Genomic DNA, 20,699 nt, shown 5'->3' with positions numbered 1-20,699 from the left:
CAATTTATTTACGGTGAGCGATGGGCGTCGTACAGGGACGCCCGTCGCTGTTGACGTGAAGCGCTACCGCTAGAATGCCGCTCCCACTGACCAGCGACCCGCCAGGCATGACCGACGACATCGCGCCCGCTACGCCGGCGTTCACCGACGAAGACGAGCGCTTCATGCGGCGGGCCCTGCAACTGGCCGAGCACGCCCGCGACGCGGAAAACGAGGTGCCTGTCGGGGCCGTGCTGGTACATGACGGGCAGATCCTTGGCCTCGGCTGGAACCGCAACATCACCCTGCACGATCCCACCGCGCACGCCGAGATCATGGCGTTGCGCGCGGCCGGCGAGAAACAGCAGAACTACCGTCTGCCGGGCGCGACGCTGTACGTCACGCTGGAGCCGTGCTCGATGTGTGCGATGGCGCTGGTGCATGCCCGCATCGGTCGGGTGGTCTACGCCGCCAGCGACCCGAAGACCGGGGCCGCCGGCAGCGTGTTCGACACGCTGGTCGATCCGCGCCACAACCACCGGATCGAGGTGCAGGGCGGCTTGCTGGCGGAGCTGTCGTCCGAGCTGCTGCGCAATTTCTTTCGGGCCAAGCGCTGATCGTGGCCGATGGCCGGTGCCCGGTGCGTCGGAGGCGCGCCGGGCAGGACGGGCATATCGCGGCTAGAATGTGACGCAATGCTCACTTCCCGCCGCCGTGGCGACCGATGAGTGCGCGCCGTCCCGTCGTCCGAGAGTGTCATGCGACTCGTTACCTATCTGCATCATGGAATGATCGGCGTCGGCATCACCGACGCCGATGCGACACGGATCCGTCCCCTCGACCAGATCGATGGCACGCCCATAGCCGACATGCTCACGCTCATCCGCGACGGGCTGGAATCGGCCACGCCCAGCGTGATGCGGCCGATGCTCGCGCGGGCGGAGGTCGATCTGCTGGCACCGATCCAGCGGCCACCGCGCAATCTGTTCTGCGTGGGCAAGAACTACCGCAAGCACGCGCAGGAATTCGCCGACAGTGGCTTCGATACGGCCTCCTGCACGGCCATCCCGCCGCATCCGGTGGTGTTCTCCAAGTTGCCCAGTGCAGTGATCGGCAATCGCGACAGCATCCAGTATCCCGAAGGACTCAGCGACGCGCTCGACTACGAGGCGGAGCTCGCCGTGGTGATCGGGCGTGGCGGGCGGGGGATCGCGCGGGCGCAGGCGATGTCCCACGTATTCGGCTACACCATCGTCAATGACGTGACGGCGCGGGACTGGCAGCAACGCCACGGCCAGTGGTTTCTCGGCAAGTCCTTCGACACCTTCTGCCCGATGGGGCCGGTACTGGTGACCGCCGACGAACTGGATGCCTCGGCCCTGGACATCCGCAGCTGGGTCAATGGCGAGCTGCGGCAGAACGCCAATACCCGCGATCTGATCTTCGACATCCCGACCCTGATCGAGACGATTTCCGCGGGCATCACCCTGCAGCCCGGCGACATCATCGCCACCGGTACGCCGGAGGGTGCGGGTGTCGGCTTCCGGCCACCGCGATTCCTGCAGCGTGGCGACGAGATCGCCATCGAGATCGCCGGTATCGGCCGGCTGGTCAACGACGTGTCCTGAGTCCGGAGCGACTCAGCGAAGGAACGCCAGCGCCTCGACGCAGGGCGCATCGATCTTCAGCGTGACCAGCGGATCGGCGCGGGTCACGCCCAGGTTCACCGTGGCGATCGGCTTGCCGGCCTTCGCCGCCGCCGCGACGAAGCGGTAGCCGGAAAACACCATCAGCGAGGAGCCGACCACCAGCACGGCGTCGGCCGCCTGCCAGGCCTCGACGGCGGTGGCCACGCGGTCGCGCGGCACGTTCTCGCCGAAGAACACCACGTCCGGTTTCACGATGCCGCCGCAGGCAGGACAGGGTGGTACGTCGAAGCGGCCGAAGTCGTGGCCGTCCAGGTCGGCGTCGCCATCGGGGGCATCGGCGGCATCGAGTGAAGCGAAGTCCGGATTGCGCACCACCAGTACCTGCTGGAAGGCGTGCCGATCCTGCCGCCAGTCGCAGGCCATGCAACGCACCTGGTCCAGCCGGCCATGCAGGTCGACCACGCGCTCGCTGCCGGCGCGCTGGTGCAGGCGGTCCACGTTCTGCGTCACCAGCAGTTCCACCTGGCCGCGCCGCTCCAGCGCGACCAGGGCGCGGTGGGTCGCATTCGGCTCGGCACATCCGAAACGCCGCCAGCCGACCAGGCTGCGCGCCCAGTACCGCTGCCGCGTCGCCGTCTCGTGCATGAAGGCCTGGTAGGTGACCGGCGGCGTGCGTTTCCACTGGCCGTCGCGGTCGCGGTAGTCGGGGATGCCGGAGTCGGTGCTGATCCCGGCGCCGGTCAGCACGAACAGTCGCGGGTGCGCCTCGACGAAGTCGCGCAGGCGGGTGTCGAGGCCAGGCTGGATCGCGGCATTCATGCCTGCAGGCGCTCCGGGTGGGTATAGATGTTGTGGCTGCCCGGACGGGCGAAGCCGACCAGGGTCAGGCCTGCGCTGCGCGCCAGTTCGATCGCCAGCGCCGTCGGGGCGGAAATCGCGGCCAGCAGGCCGATGCCGGCACTGGCGGTCTTGCTCGCCATCTCGTAGCTGGCGCGGCTGGTGACCACGGCGAAGCCCGTGGCGGGATCCCGGCCGGAGCGGTGCAGGGCGCCGACCAGCTTGTCCAGGGCGTTGTGCCGGCCGACGTCCTCCCGCACCAGCACCAGCTCGCCATCCGCGCTGGCCCAGCCGGCGGCGTGGACCGCGCCGGTGAGTGCCGTCATCGGCTGGCGCTGGCGCAGCGCATCGAGCGCCCGTTCGAGCGCGGCGTGGGTGATCCGCAGATCGCCGCGTACCGGCGCCGGCTGGCGCACCGCGTTCTCGAGCTGGCGGGTGCCGCAGATGCCGCAGCCGCTGCGCCCCGGGAGCAGCCGGTCGTCCGCCGGATCGAGGTGGGCGCCGTGGGCATCCTCACGCACGGTCATCGCCAGTTGCGTGCCTTCGAGCAGCGGGCGGATCTCGGTCCCGAGCAACTGCGCCGGCTCGGCGACGAGCCCTTCGCTGAGCGCAAAGCCCAGCGCGAAATCCTCCAGGTCGCACGGCGTGGCCATCATCACCGCGAAGGCGACGCCGTTGCAGGCCATTGCCACCGGATGCTCCTCGGCGACCCAGTCGTCGACCACGTCAACCGCGCCCTGCCGCCAGCGCTCGATCCGGCGGGATACGCAACCGGGCGTCTCGTCGGTCGAGGTGGGAGGCGGTGGGGTGACCATCGACGCATCATAGCGAGCCGAAGCGGTCCGGACACCGGCGTCGCATCCACCGCCGGCCAGTCGACGTAACCCCTCGGCCGCACCGGGCGAAGGCTCGCCGATGGCCGTCGCGTGCCGGTGTTTTCGACCTTGGGCGCGGTTGTCAAAGACCACCCCCGGTTCCATGATCGTGTCGATCGGCGCGGTGGCCGTCGTCGTCGCGCCAGACCAAGGTTGTCCCATTCATGAGCGAGCTGATCCCCGTCCACGAAGCCGAGCAGCGTATCCGCTCGAGCCTGCCGTCCTTCGGCACCGAACAGGTGCCCATCGACCGGGCGGCCGGCCGGGTGTTGCGGCAGGCCGTGCGCGCCGAGTGCGACCAGCCACCGTTCGACCGCGTGATGATGGACGGCATCGCGATCGCCCTGGGCGATGGCAGCCGCCGGACATTCACCGTGCGGGGACGCCAGCTGGCCGGGATGCACGGGCAGTCGCTGGACGACCCGTCCGGCTGCATCGAGGTGACCACCGGTGCGGTGTTGCCGGCCGGCTGCGACTGTGTGGTGCCGGTCGAGCAATGCCGGCGCGACAGCGACCGGGTGGAACTGGTCGCCGACTGGCAGCCGCAGCTGCGCCAGTTCATTCATCCCAGGGGCTCGGATTGCCGGCAGGGTGACGAGCTGCTCGCTCCCGGCATGCGGCTGCGGGCGCCCGAGCTGGCGGTACTCGCGGCCAACGGCCTGGATCGGGTCGAGGTGGCGCGGATGCCGGCGGTGGCCATCGTCGCCACCGGCGACGAACTGGCCGAGGTCGACCAGCGGCCGCTGGCCGAGGGGCAGATCCGCCGCTCCAACGACCGCGCTTTGGCCGCGGCGCTGCACGGTCGCGGCTTTGACGACGTGTTGCTGACCCGCGTGCCCGACGATCTGGCCGCCACCACGCAGACGCTGGCCGGCCTGCTGGCCAGCCGCCAGGTGCTGGTGCTGTCCGGCGGGGTGTCGGTCGGCCAGCGCGACTTCGTGCCCGCGGCGTTGCGCGAGCTGGGGGTGACCCAGGTGTTGCACCGCATCGCCCAGCGGCCGGGCAAGCCGATGTGGTTCGGGATCGGGCCGCAGCGGCAGATCGTGTTCGCGCTGCCCGGCAATCCGGTGTCGGCACTGGTCTGCGCCGTGCGCTACCTGCTGCCCGCGCTGGAGCAGGCGGTGGGCCTGCCGGGCGTTGGCGGCGAGCCGGTGGTGCTGGCCGCGCCGGCAAACACGAGTCCGACGCTCACCTGCTTCATACCTGTGCGTGTGCACCATGACGGGGCCGGTCGCACGCTGGCCGTACCGGTGCCGGCGCCGACCTCCGGGGACTTCTCCGGCTTGCCGCACACCGATGGCGTGATCGAGCTACCCCCCTCCGGCACCCCGGCCGCGGCCGGCACCGTAGCCCCCCTGTATCGCTGGTGACATGACCGATCCGCACGCCCATACCGAGATCGCTGCCGAGGCGCCGCCGCGGGACACCCGTGGCCGGCCGCTGCACGACCTGCGCATCTCGGTGATGGACCGCTGCAATTTCCGCTGTCCGTACTGCATGCCGGAGTCGACCTACGGCGAGCACTACCGCTTCCTCGGCAACGACGAGCGGCTGAGCTTCGACGAGATCGAACGCATCGCCCGGCTGGCCGGCGATCTGGGTGTGAGCAAGCTGCGTCTGACCGGCGGCGAGCCGCTGCTGCGGCCGAAGCTGGCCGAGCTGGTGGCGCGGTTGCGCGTTATTCCCGGCATCACCGACCTGGCGATGACCACCAACGGCGTGCTGCTGACGCGCCACGCGCGCGACCTGCGCGCGGCCGGGCTGGACCGCGTCACGGTGAGCCTGGACACGCTCGACCCCGCACTGTTCCACCGCATGAGCGGCGGCCGCGGGGCGCTGGACGAGGTGCTGGCCGGCATCGAGGCGGCGCAGGCCGCCGGCTTCCCGCAGGGCGTCAAGCTCAACACCGTGGTGCAGCGGGGCGTCAACGAACATAGCGTGCTCGATGTGATCGGACGCTTCCGCGGCACCGGCATCGTGCCGCGGCTGATCGAGTACATGGATGTGGGCAACCGCAACGACTGGAACCGCGAGGCGGTGGTGCCCTCGGCCGAGCTGATCGCCGCCATCGATGCGCGCTGGCCGCTGGACGCGCTGCCGGCGAAGTATCCGGGCGAGGTCGCCACGCGCTTCCGCTTCCGCGACGGGCAGGGTGAGATCGGCACGATCTCCTCGGTCAGCCAGCCGTTCTGCGGCGGCTGTTCGCGCGCCCGGCTGTCGTCCGACGGCACGCTCTACACCTGCCTGTTCGCGGTGCAGGGCACCGACCTGCGCGCGCCGCTGCGCGACGGCAGCAGCGACGACGTGCTGCGCGAGCGGTTGCGCCAGGTGTGGTTGCAGCGCGCGGACCGCTACAGCGAGGAACGCGAGGAACGCCGCCAGCGCTCGCGCCCGAAGATCGAAATGCACTACATCGGCGGCTGAGCCGCCCGACGGAACCCCATGACCACCCGCAAGCTCTCTCACCTCGACGATGCCCAGCGACCGCAGATGGTCGACGTGGGCGGCAAGGCGGTGACCCGCCGCACCGCCCGGGCCCAGGCCGAAGTAGTGTTTCCGGCCGAGGTCGCCGCGCAGCTGCACGGCGCCGGCTACGTCACGCCGAAAGGCGCCGTGCTCACCGTGGCCAACCTGGCCGGCGTGATGGGTGCCAAGGCGACTTCGCAGCTGATCCCGCTGTGCCACCCGCTGGCGCTGGACAAGTGCCACATCGACATCGCGATGGACGGCACCGTGGCGCGCATCGTCTGCACCGTGTCCTGCGAAGGCCGCACCGGGGTGGAGATGGAGGCGCTCACCGGCGCCAGCGTCGCCGCGCTCACCCTGTACGACATGTGCAAGGCGATGTCGCACGACATCGTCATCCGCGAGCTGCGCCTGCTGCGCAAGACCGGCGGCAAGAGCGACCTCGACTACCGCGGGGAACCGGCATGAGCGCCGCCCCGGTCTACGGCCTGCTGCTCTCCGGCGGCGCCAGCCAGCGCATGCAGCGCGACAAGGCGCAACTCACCTACGCCGGCGAACCGCAGCTGCTGCGCGCCTGGCGCGCCCTCAGCGCTGTGACCGACCGGGCCTTCGTCTCGGTGCGCGAGACGCAGCGCGACGATCCGCTGCGCGCGGGCCTGCCGCAACTGGTCGATACCTACGATGCGGTCGGCCCGGTCGCCGGCATCCTCTCCGCCCAGGACGCCCATCCCGACGCCGCCTGGCTGGTGATCGCCTGCGACCTGCCGCGGCTGGACGAAGCCACCCTGCGCAGCTTGCTGACCCAGCGCGATCCGTCGAAGGAAGCCACCGCCTTCACCAGCCGCTTCGACGAGCTGCCCGAACCGCTGTGCGCGATCTGGGAGCCGGCCAGCCACGCCCGGCTGAAGCAGCGCTACGACAGCGGCAGCTACTGCCCGCGCAAGGCGCTGATCCAGGGCGACATCCTGTTGTTGCCGGCACCGGGTGCGGCGCTGGACAACGTCAACACCCCCGAGGAATTCGTACGGATGCAACACCAACTGGAGCGGCAGTCGTGACCCGCGTGACCCTGCAGTACTACGCGCAGCTGCGCGAGCAGGCCGGCGCCAGCAGCGAACAGGTGAGTACCTCCGCGTCCACGCTGCGTGACCTGTACGCCGAATTGCAGGCACGGCACGGCTTTTCGCTGCCTGTCGATGCATTGAAGGTGGCGGTGAACACGCAGTTCTCCGACTGGAACCGCCTGCTCGCCGAAGGCGACACGGTGGTCTTCATCCCGCCGGTGGCTGGCGGATGAACCGTTTCGAGCTCACCGCCGCGCCGGTCGACCTGGCCGCCCAGCGCGAGGCGCTGAAGCACCCGGGCAGCGGCGGCTTCTGCGCATTCGAGGGCTGGGTGCGCAACAACAACGAGGGGCGCGAAGTCAGTGGGCTGGAGTACGAGGCCTACACCGAGCTGGCGATCGCCGAGGGCGAGCGCATCCTGGCCGAGGCCACCGAGCGCTATGGTGTGCTGGCGGCCAGCGCGGTGCATCGCGTCGGCAACCTGGCCATCGGCGACCTCGCCGTATGGATCGGCGTCTCCGCCCCGCATCGCGACGAGGCGTTCCGCGCCTGCCGCTACATCATCGACGAGATCAAGCACCGCCTGCCGATCTGGAAGAAGGAGCACTACCTCGAGGGCGATCACGCCTGGGTGGCCTGCTCGCACACCGAGCGGGCGCACGAGCTGGAGCCGCCGCACACGCACGGTCACCACCACCACCCTCATGCCGTCGTCCCAGCGAAAGCTGGGACCCAGTGCCTGCAAGCCGTTACCCGGGAGTCGCTGGACCCCAGCGTTCGCTGGGGTGACGAGCAAAAGACCTTCGCGCCGGACTATTCGCGTCAGGTCCGCCTGCGCGAGGTGGGCGAGGGCGGCCAGCGCAAGCTGGCCGACGCCCGCGTGCTGGTAATCGGCGCCGGTGGCCTCGGCGTGCCGGTGATCAGCTACCTGGCCGGCGCCGGCGTGGGCACGCTGGGCATCGTCGACGGCGACGTGCTCGATGCCAGCAACCTGCACCGGCAGGTGATGTACGACGCACGCGACATCGGCCAGCGCAAGGTCGATCTTGCGGCGCGACGGGTGGCCCGGCTCAACCCCACGGTCGAGGTCGTCACCTACGAGCAGCCGCTGCATGCCGGCGACGTCGCCGAGGTGTTCGCGCAGTACGACCTGGTGGTCGAGTGCACCGACGACCTGGCCAGCCGCTACCTCGCCAACGACGCGGCGGTACTCACCTCGACGCCGCTGGTGCTGGCCAGCGTGTACCAGTACGAGGGCCAGCTGCAGGTGGTGACCGCCGAGCCGGGCGAACCCTGCCTGCGCTGCCTGTGGCCGGATCCGCCGGCGCCGGCGCTGGCCGGCAGCTGCGTCGAGTCCGGCGTGCTCGGCCCGGTGCCGGGCGTGCTCGGCACCATGCAGGCGATGGAGGCACTGAAACTGCTGCTAGGCCTGCCGCAACCGGCCGACCACGCGCTGCAACTGGTCAACCTGCTCGACGGCACCAGCCAGCGGCTGCCGATCGACGCCGGCCAGGGCTGCGCGCTGCACGGCGGCTGTGTCGCGGTAGCGCGGCGCGCGCTGGAACGGGCGCATGCCGAAGGTGAACTGGAGCGGCATTTCGACCGGCTCGACGCAGCCGTGCAGGCCGGCTACGCCATCGTCGACGTGCGCGAACCGGACGAGATCGACGCGGTGCCGCTGCACGTGACTTCGTTGCGGATGCCTTCGGGCGCGATCTCCGCCGACACGCTGCGGCACCTGGAGCGTCCGGTGCTGCTGGTCTGCGCCAGCGGACGGCGCAGCGCACACGCCACCCGGCTGCTGCGCGAGCAGGGTGTGGATGCGTGGTCGCTGGCCGGCGGCGTCGCTGCGCTGGTCGATCCGGCGGTGTCATGACAGCGGTGCCGGGGCCGCCGCGGTGATCCGCTATCACCAAGCCATCGAGCGTCTGCTGGCGGCGGTGTCGCAGCTGCCGGTCGAGTCGTGCCGCGTGGTCGCGTGCAGTGGCCGCGTGCTGGCCGCTACGGTGCGCAGCCCGATCGCCTTGCCCGGCTTCGACCATGCCGCGATGGATGGCTACGCCCTGGCGGCGCCGGAACCGCTGGAGCCGGGCAGCGAGCACCGCGTGCTCGGTTCGCAGGCCGCCGGCGATGCACCGCGCGATGCCAGCGGCGGTGCCTGGGAAATCATGACCGGTGCGCGCCTGCCCGATGGCCTCGATGCGGTCGTCGCGGTGGAGCGCACCGAGCTGCTGGAAACCGCACCCGATGGCAGCCCCCGTCGCATCCGCCTGCTCGACGCCTTGAGCGAAGGGCAGAACGTGCGACGCGCCGGGGTGGATGTGCAGGCGGGCGAGTCGGTGCTGGCACCGGGCACGCCGCTGGGGCCGGCGCAGATCATGTTGCTGGCAGCGCTCGGCATCGCCGACGTCCCGGTGGTGCGGCGTCCGCGCGTGGCGGTGATCGGTACCGGCAAGGAACTGGTCACCGATCCCGCGCAGCCGCTCAGCGGCGGACAGATCTACAGTTCCAACGGTCCGTACCTGGCGGCTGCGCTGGCCATGGCCGGTGCCGAGGTGATCGCCTGCGAGCTGGTCGACGACACGGCCGTCACCTATGCCGATGCCGTGCGGCAGGCGCAGGCTGCCGGCGCCGACCTGGTGGTCAGCACCGGTGCGGTGTCGATGGGCCGCTACGACTTCGTGCCCGAGGCGCTGCGCCGGCTGGGCGCGGACGTGTTGTTCCACAAGGTCGCGATGCGACCCGGCAAGCCCCTGCTCGCGGCCAGCCTGCCGGCCGGTCCGCTGGTGATGGCGCTGCCGGGCACGCCGATGGCGGTCGCCGCCGGGCTGCGCTTCTTCGTCACCCCGGTGCTGCGCGCCATGCTGGGGCAGGGCGCCGAGCCGGACCTGCGCGCGGTGCTCGACACCCCGCAGCAACCGAAAGCGGGGCTGCGCCATTTCCTGCGCGCGGCTTTCCATCTGGACGCGGCCGGCGGCCTGCATGCGCGGGTGATGCCGCAGCAGCAACCGTTCCGCATCGCCCCGTTCGCCGCGGCCGATGGCTGGGTGGTGCTGGACGAGGACGCGGGCGATTGCGCGGCCGGTCGCGTGGTGCCGGTGGCGTCGCTCGATCCCGGCACCGGGCTGGTGATGCAGTCCCTTGGAGACGTCCCATGAAACTGCAGCTCGAAGGCCAGCAGTGGCGCGTGCGCATCGACGAGGACGAATTGCAGACCCTGCTCGCCGGCGGTGCAGTGACCGCCGAGAGTCATGCGGCCGGTCGTTTCAGCCTGGTTGCCTCGGTGCGGTTGTCGTCCGGTTCCGAAGCCGCGCTCGAAGGCGAGGCCTCGCACTGGTCGCTCGCCTTGCCCGAGGCACCGGTGCGCGAGCTGGCCGGACGACTGCCGACCCGCGATGGTCTGCTGTTCGAGCTGCCGGCGGTCACTCCGGCGCAGTCGCTGCAGGTGCGTTTCGACGTGGACGTGCGCGACAGCGCCCGCCGGCTCAAGGCAGCCCGGCAGGGCGACTGACACGGATCGCAGCTCAGCCGGCCAGGCGGGCGTTCTGCGGAAACAGCACCTTGCGGGCCTCGTCGTCGACCACCGGCTTGAACGCATGCCGCTGCTTCAGCGCATCGGCACGCTGCGCCGCCGGTCGGGCCTGGATGGTGTCGAACAGCCGCTTCAGGTGCGGCAACTGCTCCCAGGCGTGCTCGCCAAGGATGTACGGCACGCGGCCGGCCCATCCCCACACTGCCATGTCGACCAGGCCGTAGTCGTCGCCCAGCATGTAGGCGCGGTCGGCCAGGTGCGCGTCGAGGATCTTCCAGTGCCGCCACGCCTCGAAGTCGTAGCGGTTGAGCGGGTACTCCTTCGGCTCCGGCGCGTAGTGGCGGAAGTGCACGCACTGGCCGGAGTAGGGGCCGATGCCGGTGGCGACGAACATCAGCCAGGACAACATCGCGGCGCGATCGGCCGGCGTGTCCGGCGGCAGGAAGCGGCCGGTCTTCTCCGCCAGGTAGAGCAGGATCGCGTTGGAGTCGAACACGGTGGCGTCGCCGTCGACCAGCACCGGCACCTTGGCATTCGGGTTGAGCGCCGTGAAGCCGTCGGCATGCTGGTCGCCCTGGCGGGTGTCCACCGGCACCAGCTCGTAGGGCAGGCCCGTCTCTTCCAGGAACAGCGCGACCTTGGCCGGGTTGGGCGACGGGTGGAAGTAGAACTTGATCACTGGGGTGTCCTCCTCGGGTGGGGAAACTCCAGTTTATTCGTTCCGAACTATCGCCTGGTTTCTCCGGGCTGCTGCCTGGGCTGACCAGAATTTCCGAGCGTCAGGGGAATAGACCGGATGGAGAGTCATCACGCGACAGCGCGGCGATGATCCGGCCATTGATCGGTATGCTCAGTCGCTCCGAGGTGTCACTCCTGGAACGAACGGAAGCGAATATGTCGACAACCGATGATCTGACGGTGATGTACCGGCCGGTGGGTCCGGAGGAACTGGAGCTCTTGCGCCAGGCAGACTTCAGGCGATGGCCGCCGCGTCTGCCTGAGCAGCCCATTTTCTACCCGGTGACCAACGAGCAGTACGCAGCCGAGATCGCTGAAAAGTGGAACGTCCGCGACAGCGGCTATGGTGCGGTCACCCGGTTCCAGGTGCGCAAAGCCTTCGTGGACAGGTACCAGATCCAGCGCGTGGGCGGGTCCCATCACACGGAGTGGTGGGTACCCGCCGAGGAACTGGAGGAGCTGAACGACAACATCGTGGGCCTGATCGAGGTCATAGGGGAGTTCACGTCGTAAGCCACGTGTCTTTTGCCGCATGACGCAGGCCCTGATGTTTCGTCGTGCTTCGGTGCGCCATTTCCCTGCGTGTGCAGGCGTGGACGACAAACCCCTAGAAGCCCAGCTTCGCGCCTGCCCCGAACAGGGTCGCCAGACCCAGCGCCGCGAAAATCGCCGCGGCGATCGAGTGCACCAGCTTCATCGGGATCTTCGCCGCCAGCCGGTCGCCGATGAACACCGCCGGCACGTCGGCCACCAGCATGCCGATCGTGGTGCCGGCGACCACCAGCAGCGGCTGCTGGAAATGCGCGGCCATCGCCACGGTGGCGATCTGCGTCTTGTCGCCCATCTCGGCCAGGAAGAAGGTGACCACGGTGGCGGTGAACACGCCCACGCGCTTGGCGATCTGGGTTTCCTCTTCCTCGATCTTGTCGGGGATCATCGTCCAGATCGCCATGCCGACGAACGACAGGCCGAGCACCCAGCGCAGGATGCCGGGGCTCACCACCGAGGTGATCCACGCGCCCAGCGCACCGGCCAGGCCGTGGTTGACGAGGGTCGCGCAGAGGATGCCGGCGATGATCGGCAGCGGCTTCTTGAAGCGTGCGGCGAGGATGAAGGCGAGCAGCTGGGTCTTGTCGCCGATTTCCGCGAGGGCGACGACGCCGGCGGAGACGAGGAGTGCTTCCATGAATGTGTTCCCGGGCCGGACGAAGACGATTGACCACACGCCTCCCCGGCCGCAGTCGGAGGCGTGTGGTCAAAGGTCTTGCCAGGCGGATCGGCTGCCTGCGCCATGGCCGGTGGGCCAAGTGTGTTGACGCGGGCCTCTTCGCGAACGAAGAGCGGCTACTCCCCAATGACCGGCGCATGATAGCCGAAGCGGCGGTCCCCGCGAAGTCGCCCGGCCATGGCGTATGCTGCCCCCGCTCTCCACGGACGACCGGATGCGCATGGATCTCGCACTGTTCGATTTCGACGGCACCATCACCACCGGCAACACCTATACGCCGTTCCTGCAGTACGCCAGCACCGCCACGATGAAGCGTCGTGCCCGGCGGCAATTGCTGTGGCCATGGCTGGGTTACAAGTTCGGCCTGGTCTCCGCCGTCGCGTTGCGCCGCCAGGCCACCGCCTATGTGCTGGCCGGCCGGAGGCTGACCGACATCCGCGCGCTGGGAGCCCGCTATGCCCGCGAACGCCTGCCGCGCGTGCTGCGTCCCGCGGCGATGGCGCGGATCGCATGGCATCGGCGGCGCGGCGATCGGGTCGTGGTGGTGTCGGCCTCGCTGGATGCCTACCTCGTGCCGTGGTGCCGCACGCATGGGCTGGAACTGATTTGCAGCGAGCTTGAGACCGACGGTTCGATGCTCACCGGCAGGTACCGCGGCGGCGACTGCGCCGGCGCGGCCAAGGCGACGCGGGTGCTTGAGCGTTTCCGCCTGGACGACTACGGTTCAGTACACGCCTACGGTGACACCGCGGAAGATCGCGAGATGCTCGCGCTGGCCCATCACCCGGTGTATCGCTGGCGCGCTGCATGGCGGCGGGGTGCGAGGCGGGCGTCCGCTGGCGGATTGCTCAGGGATTGACGATACGCAATACACGCCGGCGAAAGATTGGGCAGGCTACGGTAACGGTGTGGGTCGTCGGGTCGGCCGCTCGGACCTGCGGATCCCTCCAATAGGGGCTTGGAAACCAGCGAACTATGTCAGCCAACGAAGGCAACGTGTCCTCTCCCATCACGCAGGCGTCTGGTCGCGAAGGGCCGCCGGATCAGGTTGCTCCGGCCGCAGCTCCCGCCAAGCCGGTGTCCGGCTGGACCTTCTTCAGCAACCACGCGCACGTGCTGTTCTGCCTGTCGGCCGAGCCGACCATGTTGCTGAGGGACGTGGCATCGCGCGTCGGCGTCACCGAACGGGCGGTGCTGCGCATCGTTGCCGAACTGGAAGAGGCCGGCGTGCTGCAGCGCCAGCGCGAAGGGCGACGCAACCGCTATGCGGTGCTCAAGGATGCGCCGCTGCGCCATGCCGTGGAGTCGCACTGCACGGTGGGCGAGCTGCTGGCGGTGATCAACCGCAGCTAGGCGGCCGCAGAGGTCAGCGCGCGATGGCGCGCTTCAGGCGGTCGCGCACGGCGGCCCACTCCGGCGTGTCCGGCGGCAGGTCGATCGCGATCCAGTCGTAGCCATGCGCGTCCAGTTCGTGCAGCGCCGCGTACAGGCGCTGCGCGTACGGCACCGGCTGGTCGGGCATCACCTGCAGGTGCGTCACCGGCAGATGCTCGTAATGGCCGGGCCGATGCGTGAGCAGGGCGCCGGTGCCGCTGGGCACCGACATGGCCGGATGTGCGGTCAGCGTCATGGTGCGGGGGCTGTAGTGGCGGAAGTGCATGCCGGGGGCGGCATGCACCGCACCTTTCGCCGGCGCCTGGCCGGGCAAGGCCACCGGCTGGCCGATCACCGCCTCGATCGCCTCCCGGCTGACGCCGCCGGGCCGGAGCAGTACCGGGCCATCGCCGTACAGCGCCAGCACGCTGGACTCGATCCCGACCGTGCAGGCCCCGCCGTCGAGGATCACGTCCACGTCGGCGCCGAGCCCGTTGCGCACATGCTGGGCCGTGGTCGGCGAGATCTGGGTGAAGCGGTTGGCGCTGGGCGCGGCCACCGGCACGCCGGCGGCCTCCAGCAGCGCCCGCGCCACGGGGTGACTGGGCATGCGCACGCCGACGTGGGTGCCGCCGCCAGTAACGATGTTCGGCACCACGTCGCGACGCGGCAGCACCAGCGTCAGCGGGCCGGGCCAGAACGCTTCGGCCAGCTGCTGTGCGGCGTCGGGCCATTCGGTCACCAGCGCGCGCGCGGCGGCGATGCTGTCCACGTGCAGGATCAGCGGGCTGGTGCGCGGCCGCCGCTTCACCTCGAAGATGCGCGCCACCGCCTGCGGGTCCAGCCCGTTCGCGCCCAGCCCGTAGACCGTCTCGGTGGGGAAGGCCACCAGCTTGCCGGCGCGCAGCGCCTTGGCCGCACGGGCCAGCTGCAGCCGGCCGGGCATCTTCGTGGGCCGGTCGGCGCTCAGCGGCCGCAACTTCATGCCGGCACGTTCTCGTCAAGGTCGCGCAGCCACGCATCGGGCACCGCGTCGCTGGGCATGCGCCAGTCGCCGCGCGGCGACAGCGAGCCGCCGCCGCCCACCTTGGGCGCGTTGGGCACCGCGCTGCGCTTGAACTGCGCCGCGAAGAAGCGGGTCAGGAACACCCGCATCCAGTGCTTGATCTCGCCCAACGTGTACGCGGGCCGGCGGTCGGCCGGCACCAGCGACGGCCATGCACCGCGCCCGGCCTCGCCCCAGGCCTGGTGGGCGAGGTAGGCGATCTTGCTCGGGCGGAAGCCGAAGCGGGTGAGGTAGTACAGGGTGAAATCCTGCAGCGGATACGGGCCGACGTGGGCCTCGGTGTCCTGCAGCGTGCCGTCGGCGTCGGCGGGTACCAGCTCGGGCGAAATGGTGGTGCCGGCGATCGCTTCCAGTACGGCGCGGGTGGCGTCGTCGTGGCGGCCGCCCTGCGCGAACCAGCGGATCAGGTACTGGATCAGCGTCTTCGGCACCGAGGCGTTCACGTTGTAGTGCGACATGTGATCGCCCACACCGTAGGTGCACCAGCCCAGCGCCAGCTCGCTGAGGTCGCCGGTGCCGAGCACGAAGGCACGGTGCCGGTTGGCCAGGCGGAACAGGTGCGAGGTGCGCTCGCCGGCCTGCACGTTCTCGAAGGTGATGTCGTAGACCTTCTCGCCCTGCGCAAACGGGTGGCCGAGGTCGGCCAGCATCTGCATGCACGAGGGCCGGATGTCGATCTCCTCGCCGCTCACCCCCAGCGAGCGCATCAGCGCGTGCGCCTGTTCCAGCGTCTGCGAGCTGGTGGCGAAGCCGGGCATGGTGTAGCCGAGGATGTTTGCCCGCGGCAGGCCGAGCCGGTCGAACGCTTCCACCGCCACCAGCAGGGCGAGGGTGGAATCCAGCCCGCCGGAGACGCCGATCACCACGCGCTCGGCCGAAGTGGCGCGGAGGCGCTGGATCAGGCCGTGCGCCTGGATGTTCACCGCCTCGTAGCAGCGCTGGTCCAGCGTGGCCGGGTGGGACGGCACGTAGGGATAGCGCGGCACGCTGCGGCGCAGGTGGGTGTCGGCCAGCACCGGGGCGCGGAAGGCGAACGGCACCCGGCGCATCGCCTTCAGCTGCGGCTGCAGGTCGCGCACCTGGTCGTTGTAGCTGGTCATGCGCGAGCGCTCCTGCACCAGCCGCTCCAGGTCCACGTCGGCCAGCAGCAGGTGGTCGCCGGCCTGGAAGCGCTCGGACTCGCCCAGCACCACGCCGTTCTCGGCGATGATCGCCTGTCCGTCCCAGGCCAGGTCGGTGGTCGATTCGCCGGCGCCGGCCGAGGTGTAGACGTGCGCGGCCAGGCAGCGGGCGGAATGGCTTTCGCTCAGCAGGCGGCGGTAGTCGGCCTTGCCCACGGTGACGTTGCTGGCCGACAGGTTCACCAGCACGGTGGCGCCGGCCAGCGCGGCGTACGTGCTCGGTGGCACCGGCACCCACATGTCCTCGCAGATCTCCGCATGCACGCGCAGGTGCGGGTGCGAGGCGGCGGTGAAGATCAGGTCGCTGCCGAACGGCACCTCGCGCCCCAGCACCACCGCGGTGTCGGCCACCGCATGGCTGCCGGCGGTGTACTGGCGCGCCTCGTAGAACTCGCGGTAGTTCGGCAGGTAGCGCTTGGGCACCACACCGAGCAGTTCGCCGCCCTGCAGTGCCACCGCCACGTTGAACAGCTGGCCCTCCAGTCGCAGCGGCAGGCCGACGAACACCAGCGGCAGCAGCTGCGTGGTGGCTTCGCGCACCGCCTCCAGCGCGGCCAGGCTGGCGTCGAGCAGGGCGTCCTGCGGGGCCAGGTCGTCCAGGCTGTAGCCGGACAGGCCCAGCTCCGGAAATACCACCACCGCCGCCCCCTGGTCCGCCGCCTCGCGCAGCTGCGCGATGGTCCGCCCGGCATTCGCCGCCGGGTCGGCCAGCCGCACCACGGGCACCGCCGCTGCGAGGCGGACGAATCCGTGACGGTAGGGCGAGTCGAAATCGGACGGCATGCATGAAGCTCCGGTGCAGCAAACATGCCGATGCTACGTGGTTTCGCCCGCGCCGCGAACCCAAGCGCGGCCGCCCTGGCCGCAGGCCATAAGGCTCCCCCGATCCGTCATTCCGGCGAACGCCGGAATCCAGCGTCTTCCTTCGCCTCCTTCATGAGTCACTGGATGACCGGCTGCACCGTTGTGGAGCTCCTCCGGCTTGACCAGCCCTCCGGCTGTCGAGAAGCGCCTCGCCGGGATGACGAGCGGGAGCGATGCGGCTTCGAGCTCCCCGCAGCATCGGGTGCGCCATCCACCACGGAGCGAGCCCTTAGGCAAATGCCACGTCCCACAATGCCGTCATCCCGGCGAAAGCCGGGATCCAGCGTCTTCTTTTGCATCCCGCGTGAGTCACTGGATCCCAGCGTTCGCTGGGATGACGGTGAGGGAATGTGAGGCTGCGCGGGGAGCCCCCGCAGCCACCTCACTCCGGCAACTTGAACGCCACCAGCGCATCACTGCGCCCGGTATCCAGCTTGCCGTGCCCACCGGCCGCGATCACCACGTACTGCCGGTTGCCCACCGCGTAGGTCATCGGCGTGGCCATGCCCGGCGCCGGCAGTTCGGCGCGCCACAGCTCCTTGCCGGTGGCGCGGTCCAGCGCGCGCAGGTAGCCGTCGGTGGCCGCGCCGATGAACACCAGCCCGCTTGCCGTCATCAGCGGCCCGCCCATGCCCGGCATGCCCTTGATCGAGATCGGCCACGGCGCCTTGTGCTTGCCGGTGCCCAGCGGGATCGACCAGTCCAACTTGCCGGTGCCCAGGTTCAGCGCCACCACCCGGCCCCACGGCGGGGCGATGCACGGCGCGCCCAGCGGCGACTGCAGCACGCGCCGGCGCATGCCGTACGGGGTGTGCTTCATGCGGGCGTACTCCCAGCCCTTTTCGCCGCCGGCCTTGATCTGCCGCAGCCACTCCTCGCGCGGCAGCAACTGCACCTGCATCGGCAGGTCGTTGACGTTGGTGACCAGGGTCTGCGTCGCCGGGTCCCACGCGCCCGAGCCCCAGTTCACGCCGCCGGCGTAGCTGGGCATCTCGATGGTGCCCTGCTGGCTGGGCGGGGTGAAGATGCCCTCGCTCTTCAGCGAGGCGATCAGCGCGCGGCAGCGGTTGCGGTCCCAGAAGGTGAGGCCGTGCGCATCGGCCGGCGTCACCGGTCCGTTGCGCACCAGCGATGGCAGGGCCGAGAACGGCTGGGTCGGCGACAGCTTCTCGCCCGCCACGCCGTCCTGCGGCACCGGCTTCTCGGTGATGTCGAACAGCGGCGTGCCGTCGTCGCGGCGGAACACGAACACCTGGCCGGTCTTGGTCAGCTGGATCACCGCCGGGATGCTCTGCCCGTCGCGCTTCAGGTCCACCAGCATCGGCTGCGCGGCCAGGTCGTAGTCCCACACGTCGTGGTGGATCAGCTGCCGCGCCCACACCAGCTTGCCGGTGGCGGTATCCAGCGCCACCAGCGAGTTGGCCCAGTGGTTGTCGCCGGGGCGCTCGCCGCCGTACGGGTCCGGGCTGGCCGAGCCGGAGGGGATGAACACCAGGTGCCGCGCCGCGTCCACCGAGAACACGCCCCAGGCATTGGCCGCACCGTCCCAGGTCGGGTAGGGCTTGGCGTCCGGGTCGCCGGCCTCGGCGGTGCGCTCGATCGGGTCCCAGTGCCAGCGCAGCGCGCCGGTGCGCGCATCGAACGCGCGCACCACACCCAGCGCATTGGCGGCCGACCAGTTGTCGCCGATCGACGAGCCGAGGATCAGCGTGTCGCCGTCCACCGCCGGCGGCGAGGTGAACTCGTAGTCGCCCTTGGAGGAATCGCGCAGCAGGTGCGCGGAGAGCTGCAGCTGGCCGTGCTCGCCGAAGCCTTCGCAGGGCTTGCCGGTAGCGGCATCCAGCGCGATCAGTCGCGCATCGACGGTGCCGAAGAAGATGCGCGTGGCGCAGGCGGTGCCGGCCGCCGCCGTCGGGTCGCGCCACCAGGTGACGCCGCGCGAGGAGAGTTCGGAGCGGTCCTCGCTGCCGTCGACGTGCGCGTCGTACTTCCAGCGCTGGGTGCCGGTGGCCGCATCCAGCGCGAACACCTCGCCGGTGGCGGTGCTGAAGTACAGCGTGCCGTCCACGAACAGCGGCGTCGCCTCAAAGGTCAGCTTCTCCCCGGACTCCCAGCCCTTGGCCAGCGCCCCGGTATGGAACGTCCACGCCGGCTTCAGCGCCGCCACGTTGGCCGGGGTGATCTGCGTGAGCGGCGCAAACCGGCTGCCGCCCGCATCGCCACCCCAGGCATTCCACTGGAACGCATGCGCCGCGGCATCCAGCGGCGGCACGTCGACCGCGGCGTGACTGGAACAGCCGCCGAGCAGGGAGGTGACGGCGGCGGCGAGGATGAAGGTGGAACCACGCATGGGTGACGCTCCCTGTGACAGTGGGCGCAGGGTCGCGGGTGGGGTGGGGTGGGGCAAGTGGTTTGGGGTGAGTGGGATGGGGGATGGTGTGGGCGGGATACTGCCTACCCGTGGGCCGGCACGCTGGTAGCTGCAGTTTTGCGAGGGTGCGCTTCGATCGCTTCGCAGGCATGCCGCTAGTTTCAACTGCCCGCTTGCGCAACTCATGCACGATCACTTCCGCTCCATAACGCCGGCAGCGTGCGACGGGAAATCACCACAGAAAGCATCGTAACCAGAGAAATTCATCGCTTGTCCGCCACGTCTGACACCGTGCATACTCGGCGTAGTACCCCTGATGGGGCTAAACGTAAAGTATTAGGGAAAATTATGGCGCAGGAAAGCTCATATCCCGGTGGATCTAAATCTCGCGTCAGCCGAGCTGGAGACAATGTCCGTGACGATAGAGCTACCGACGAGGACCTTTCCGTAATTGAAGATTGGCGTGCAGCGCATCGCGGCGTCATCAACACATTTCAAGCAATTCTCCGCAATCGCCTTCGGGGACAGCGGGTTATAGTTGCCCAACGGCATAAGCGCCGAAACACCATTTTCGACAAGCTTAGACGTTTGCCCGGGATGCAACTCGCCAGAATGGACGACGTCGCCGGATGCCGGTTAATCTTTCGCAATGAGAGGGAGCTTAGAAATTTTCGTCGTTCGCTTCATGAGGCCAGATTTAATCATAAGCTTCGTCATAATCCGGATAAGTACGATTACATTGAAAATCCAAAGCACACCGGGTATCGTGGAATACACGACGTTTACGAATATGATGTGAACTCTGAGGCCGGTAGAGGGTTAAAAGGTCTTTACGTAGAGATCCAGTATCGCACTCTCGTTCAGCATGCGTGGGCTACGGCGGTGGAGATTGTTGGTTTTATTACGGAGAGTCAGCCAAAATTTGAACGTGGTGATGAGAGATACCATCAGGAAATGGCTCTTGCGAGCGAAATTTTGGCCAGGGCGCATGAGGGTAGAACTGGCCCATTTCCTGACATGAGTGACCGAGATCTGCTTGAGTCATTTCTGTCGCTTGATAAAGAACTGGGCCTTCTGCAAACGCTGCGCGGACTTCATCAGGCTAAGAGCGAAATTTCCGACAAGAAAAATAGTATTTTAATTTTTGACCCATCAGGTGAGCTAACCATCCGTAGCTATCGAGATGCTACTGATGCGCTCCGAGATCTATTTGATCTCGAAAAGGAGATGCCTGGAAAAGACATTGTGTTGGTGCGCGCAGACTCGAGCGATGAAGTTCGAACTGCTTTTCGCAACTACTTTACTGACGCACGCGAGTTTGTGCGACTCCTTGATGCCGGTTGCGCAAAGCTAAGTGGGCATGATGGTATGTTGCGCAGGCGGGGGAGACGTAACGCCTAGAGAAAAAGGGGCGGAGTCGACTTTTCGATGAGCTGGCCTGGTGAAAGTGCACTCTGCTCCCCCGTTGTTGTGCA

21 protein-coding genes, 1 pseudogene and 1 riboswitch are annotated in these 20,699 nt (G+C 68.9%); of the genes and pseudogenes, 15 read left to right on the top strand and 7 right to left on the bottom strand.

Annotation, left to right across the window (positions count from 1 at the left end; all coding sequences use genetic code 11):
* Positions 1-107 precede the first annotated feature (107 nt).
* Together tadA and ATSB10_RS05260 are read left to right on the top strand one after the other, a co-directional pair.
* Positions 108-596, top strand: a complete 489-nt coding sequence (gene tadA, locus ATSB10_RS05265) for a tRNA adenosine(34) deaminase TadA (RefSeq protein WP_063671066.1) — start codon at positions 108-110, stop codon at positions 594-596.
* A 141-nt stretch (positions 597-737) separates the two neighbouring features.
* Complete coding sequence (locus ATSB10_RS05260; protein ID WP_063671065.1) at positions 738-1,607, top strand: fumarylacetoacetate hydrolase family protein; 870 nt, start codon at positions 738-740, stop codon at positions 1,605-1,607.
* Positions 1,608-1,619: 12 nt separating this feature from the next.
* Here the strand turns inward: ATSB10_RS05260 and ATSB10_RS05255 are convergent, their stop codons facing one another.
* Positions 1,620-2,447 carry an NAD-dependent protein deacetylase gene (locus ATSB10_RS05255; protein ID WP_063671064.1) on the bottom strand — a complete coding sequence of 276 codons (828 nt, stop codon included), beginning with the start codon at positions 2,445-2,447 and terminating at the stop codon, positions 1,620-1,622.
* On the bottom strand, positions 2,444-3,280 hold the full coding sequence (gene fdhD / locus ATSB10_RS05250; protein ID WP_063671063.1) for a formate dehydrogenase accessory sulfurtransferase FdhD: 837 nt from the start codon (positions 3,278-3,280) through the stop codon (positions 2,444-2,446). Before fdhD ends, ATSB10_RS05255 begins: the two co-directional genes overlap by 4 nt.
* A 224-nt stretch (positions 3,281-3,504) precedes the next feature.
* Here fdhD and ATSB10_RS05245 point away from each other — a divergent pair, with 224 nt between their 5' ends.
* The 9 genes and pseudogenes from ATSB10_RS05245 (at position 3,505) to ATSB10_RS05210 (ending at position 10,381) form a co-directional block, all read left to right on the top strand.
* Complete coding sequence (locus ATSB10_RS05245; RefSeq protein WP_063671062.1) at positions 3,505-4,710, top strand: molybdopterin molybdotransferase MoeA; 1,206 nt, start codon at positions 3,505-3,507, stop codon at positions 4,708-4,710.
* A gap of 1 nt (position 4,711) precedes the next feature.
* Positions 4,712-5,764 carry a GTP 3',8-cyclase MoaA gene (gene moaA / locus ATSB10_RS05240; protein ID WP_063671061.1) on the top strand — a complete coding sequence of 351 codons (1,053 nt, stop codon included), beginning with the start codon at positions 4,712-4,714 and terminating at the stop codon, positions 5,762-5,764.
* A gap of 18 nt (positions 5,765-5,782) precedes the next feature.
* Entirely contained in the window at positions 5,783-6,274 is a 492-nt protein-coding gene (gene moaC / locus ATSB10_RS05235) for a cyclic pyranopterin monophosphate synthase MoaC (protein WP_063671060.1), read from the top strand.
* Positions 6,271-6,864: an NTP transferase domain-containing protein gene (locus ATSB10_RS05230; RefSeq protein WP_063671059.1), complete on the top strand. Its 594-nt coding sequence runs from the start codon at positions 6,271-6,273 to the stop codon at positions 6,862-6,864. The genes moaC and ATSB10_RS05230 overlap by 4 nt, the downstream gene beginning before the upstream one ends.
* The gene (locus tag ATSB10_RS05225) at positions 6,861-7,103 is read left to right on the top strand and encodes a MoaD/ThiS family protein (protein ID WP_063671058.1); all 243 of its coding nucleotides are present in this window, start codon (positions 6,861-6,863) and stop codon (positions 7,101-7,103) included. Before ATSB10_RS05230 ends, ATSB10_RS05225 begins: the two co-directional genes overlap by 4 nt.
* Positions 7,100-7,504: pseudogene (locus tag ATSB10_RS19895) on the top strand (molybdenum cofactor biosynthesis protein MoaE); the annotation flags it as partial. The gene ATSB10_RS05225 and the pseudogene ATSB10_RS19895, both read left to right, overlap by 4 nt.
* On the top strand, positions 7,502-8,746 hold the full coding sequence (locus tag ATSB10_RS05220; protein WP_335645885.1) for a ThiF family adenylyltransferase: 1,245 nt from the start codon (positions 7,502-7,504) through the stop codon (positions 8,744-8,746). The pseudogene ATSB10_RS19895 and the gene ATSB10_RS05220, both read left to right, overlap by 3 nt.
* Positions 8,747-8,768: 22 nt before the next feature.
* Complete coding sequence (locus ATSB10_RS05215; protein WP_063674344.1) at positions 8,769-10,028, top strand: molybdopterin molybdotransferase MoeA; 1,260 nt, start codon at positions 8,769-8,771, stop codon at positions 10,026-10,028.
* Entirely contained in the window at positions 10,025-10,381 is a 357-nt protein-coding gene (locus tag ATSB10_RS05210; protein WP_063671054.1) for a hypothetical protein, read from the top strand. Before ATSB10_RS05215 ends, ATSB10_RS05210 begins: the two co-directional genes overlap by 4 nt.
* A gap of 13 nt (positions 10,382-10,394) precedes the next feature.
* Here the strand turns inward: ATSB10_RS05210 and ATSB10_RS05205 are convergent, their stop codons facing one another.
* On the bottom strand, positions 10,395-11,081 hold the full coding sequence (locus ATSB10_RS05205) for a glutathione S-transferase family protein (protein WP_063671052.1): 687 nt from the start codon (positions 11,079-11,081) through the stop codon (positions 10,395-10,397).
* A gap of 215 nt (positions 11,082-11,296) precedes the next feature.
* On the opposite strand from ATSB10_RS05205, the gene ATSB10_RS05200 reads away from it, so the two are divergent.
* Entirely contained in the window at positions 11,297-11,653 is a 357-nt protein-coding gene (locus ATSB10_RS05200) for a hypothetical protein (protein WP_063671050.1), read from the top strand.
* Positions 11,654-11,747: 94 nt separating this feature from the next.
* Here ATSB10_RS05200 and ATSB10_RS05195 read toward each other — a convergent pair whose 3' ends face one another.
* Positions 11,748-12,326, bottom strand: coding sequence for a TMEM165/GDT1 family protein (locus ATSB10_RS05195; protein WP_063671048.1), 579 nt, complete (start codon positions 12,324-12,326; stop codon positions 11,748-11,750).
* 10 nt (positions 12,327-12,336) lie between these two features.
* A riboswitch (yybP-ykoY riboswitch) is annotated at positions 12,337-12,512 on the bottom strand.
* Positions 12,513-12,588: 76 nt separating this feature from the next.
* Here ATSB10_RS05195 and ATSB10_RS05190 point away from each other — a divergent pair.
* Both ATSB10_RS05190 and ATSB10_RS05185 read left to right on the top strand, forming a co-directional pair.
* Positions 12,589-13,227 carry an HAD-IB family hydrolase gene (locus ATSB10_RS05190; protein ID WP_083966317.1) on the top strand — a complete coding sequence of 213 codons (639 nt, stop codon included), beginning with the start codon at positions 12,589-12,591 and terminating at the stop codon, positions 13,225-13,227.
* 137 nt (positions 13,228-13,364) lie between these two features.
* Positions 13,365-13,721: a helix-turn-helix transcriptional regulator gene (locus ATSB10_RS05185; protein WP_236886496.1), complete on the top strand. Its 357-nt coding sequence runs from the start codon at positions 13,365-13,367 to the stop codon at positions 13,719-13,721.
* A gap of 13 nt (positions 13,722-13,734) precedes the next feature.
* On the opposite strand, the gene ATSB10_RS05180 is transcribed toward ATSB10_RS05185, so the two are convergent.
* From ATSB10_RS05180 to ATSB10_RS05170, 3 genes are all read right to left on the bottom strand, one after another.
* Positions 13,735-14,727, bottom strand: a complete 993-nt coding sequence (locus tag ATSB10_RS05180; RefSeq protein WP_083966086.1) for an L-threonylcarbamoyladenylate synthase — start codon at positions 14,725-14,727, stop codon at positions 13,735-13,737.
* Positions 14,724-16,772, bottom strand: coding sequence for an NAD(+) synthase (locus tag ATSB10_RS05175; RefSeq protein WP_063671042.1), 2,049 nt, complete (start codon positions 16,770-16,772; stop codon positions 14,724-14,726). Before ATSB10_RS05175 ends, ATSB10_RS05180 begins: the two co-directional genes overlap by 4 nt.
* Before the next feature lie 463 nt (positions 16,773-17,235).
* Entirely contained in the window at positions 17,236-19,203 is a 1,968-nt protein-coding gene (locus tag ATSB10_RS05170; RefSeq protein WP_063671040.1) for a pyrroloquinoline quinone-dependent dehydrogenase, read from the bottom strand.
* Positions 19,204-19,443: 240 nt separating this feature from the next.
* Here ATSB10_RS05170 and ATSB10_RS18875 point away from each other — a divergent pair, with 240 nt between their 5' ends.
* The gene (locus ATSB10_RS18875; RefSeq protein ID WP_205631096.1) at positions 19,444-20,625 is read left to right on the top strand and encodes a RelA/SpoT domain-containing protein; all 1,182 of its coding nucleotides are present in this window, start codon (positions 19,444-19,446) and stop codon (positions 20,623-20,625) included.
* Positions 20,626-20,699: the final 74 nt, after the last annotated feature.

This window comes from Dyella thiooxydans (genome assembly GCF_001641285.1).
GTDB lineage: Bacteria > Pseudomonadota > Gammaproteobacteria > Xanthomonadales > Rhodanobacteraceae > Dyella_A > Dyella_A thiooxydans.
Note: the sequence above shows the minus strand (reverse complement) of the source record. Positions and strands in the feature narration are given on the sequence as shown.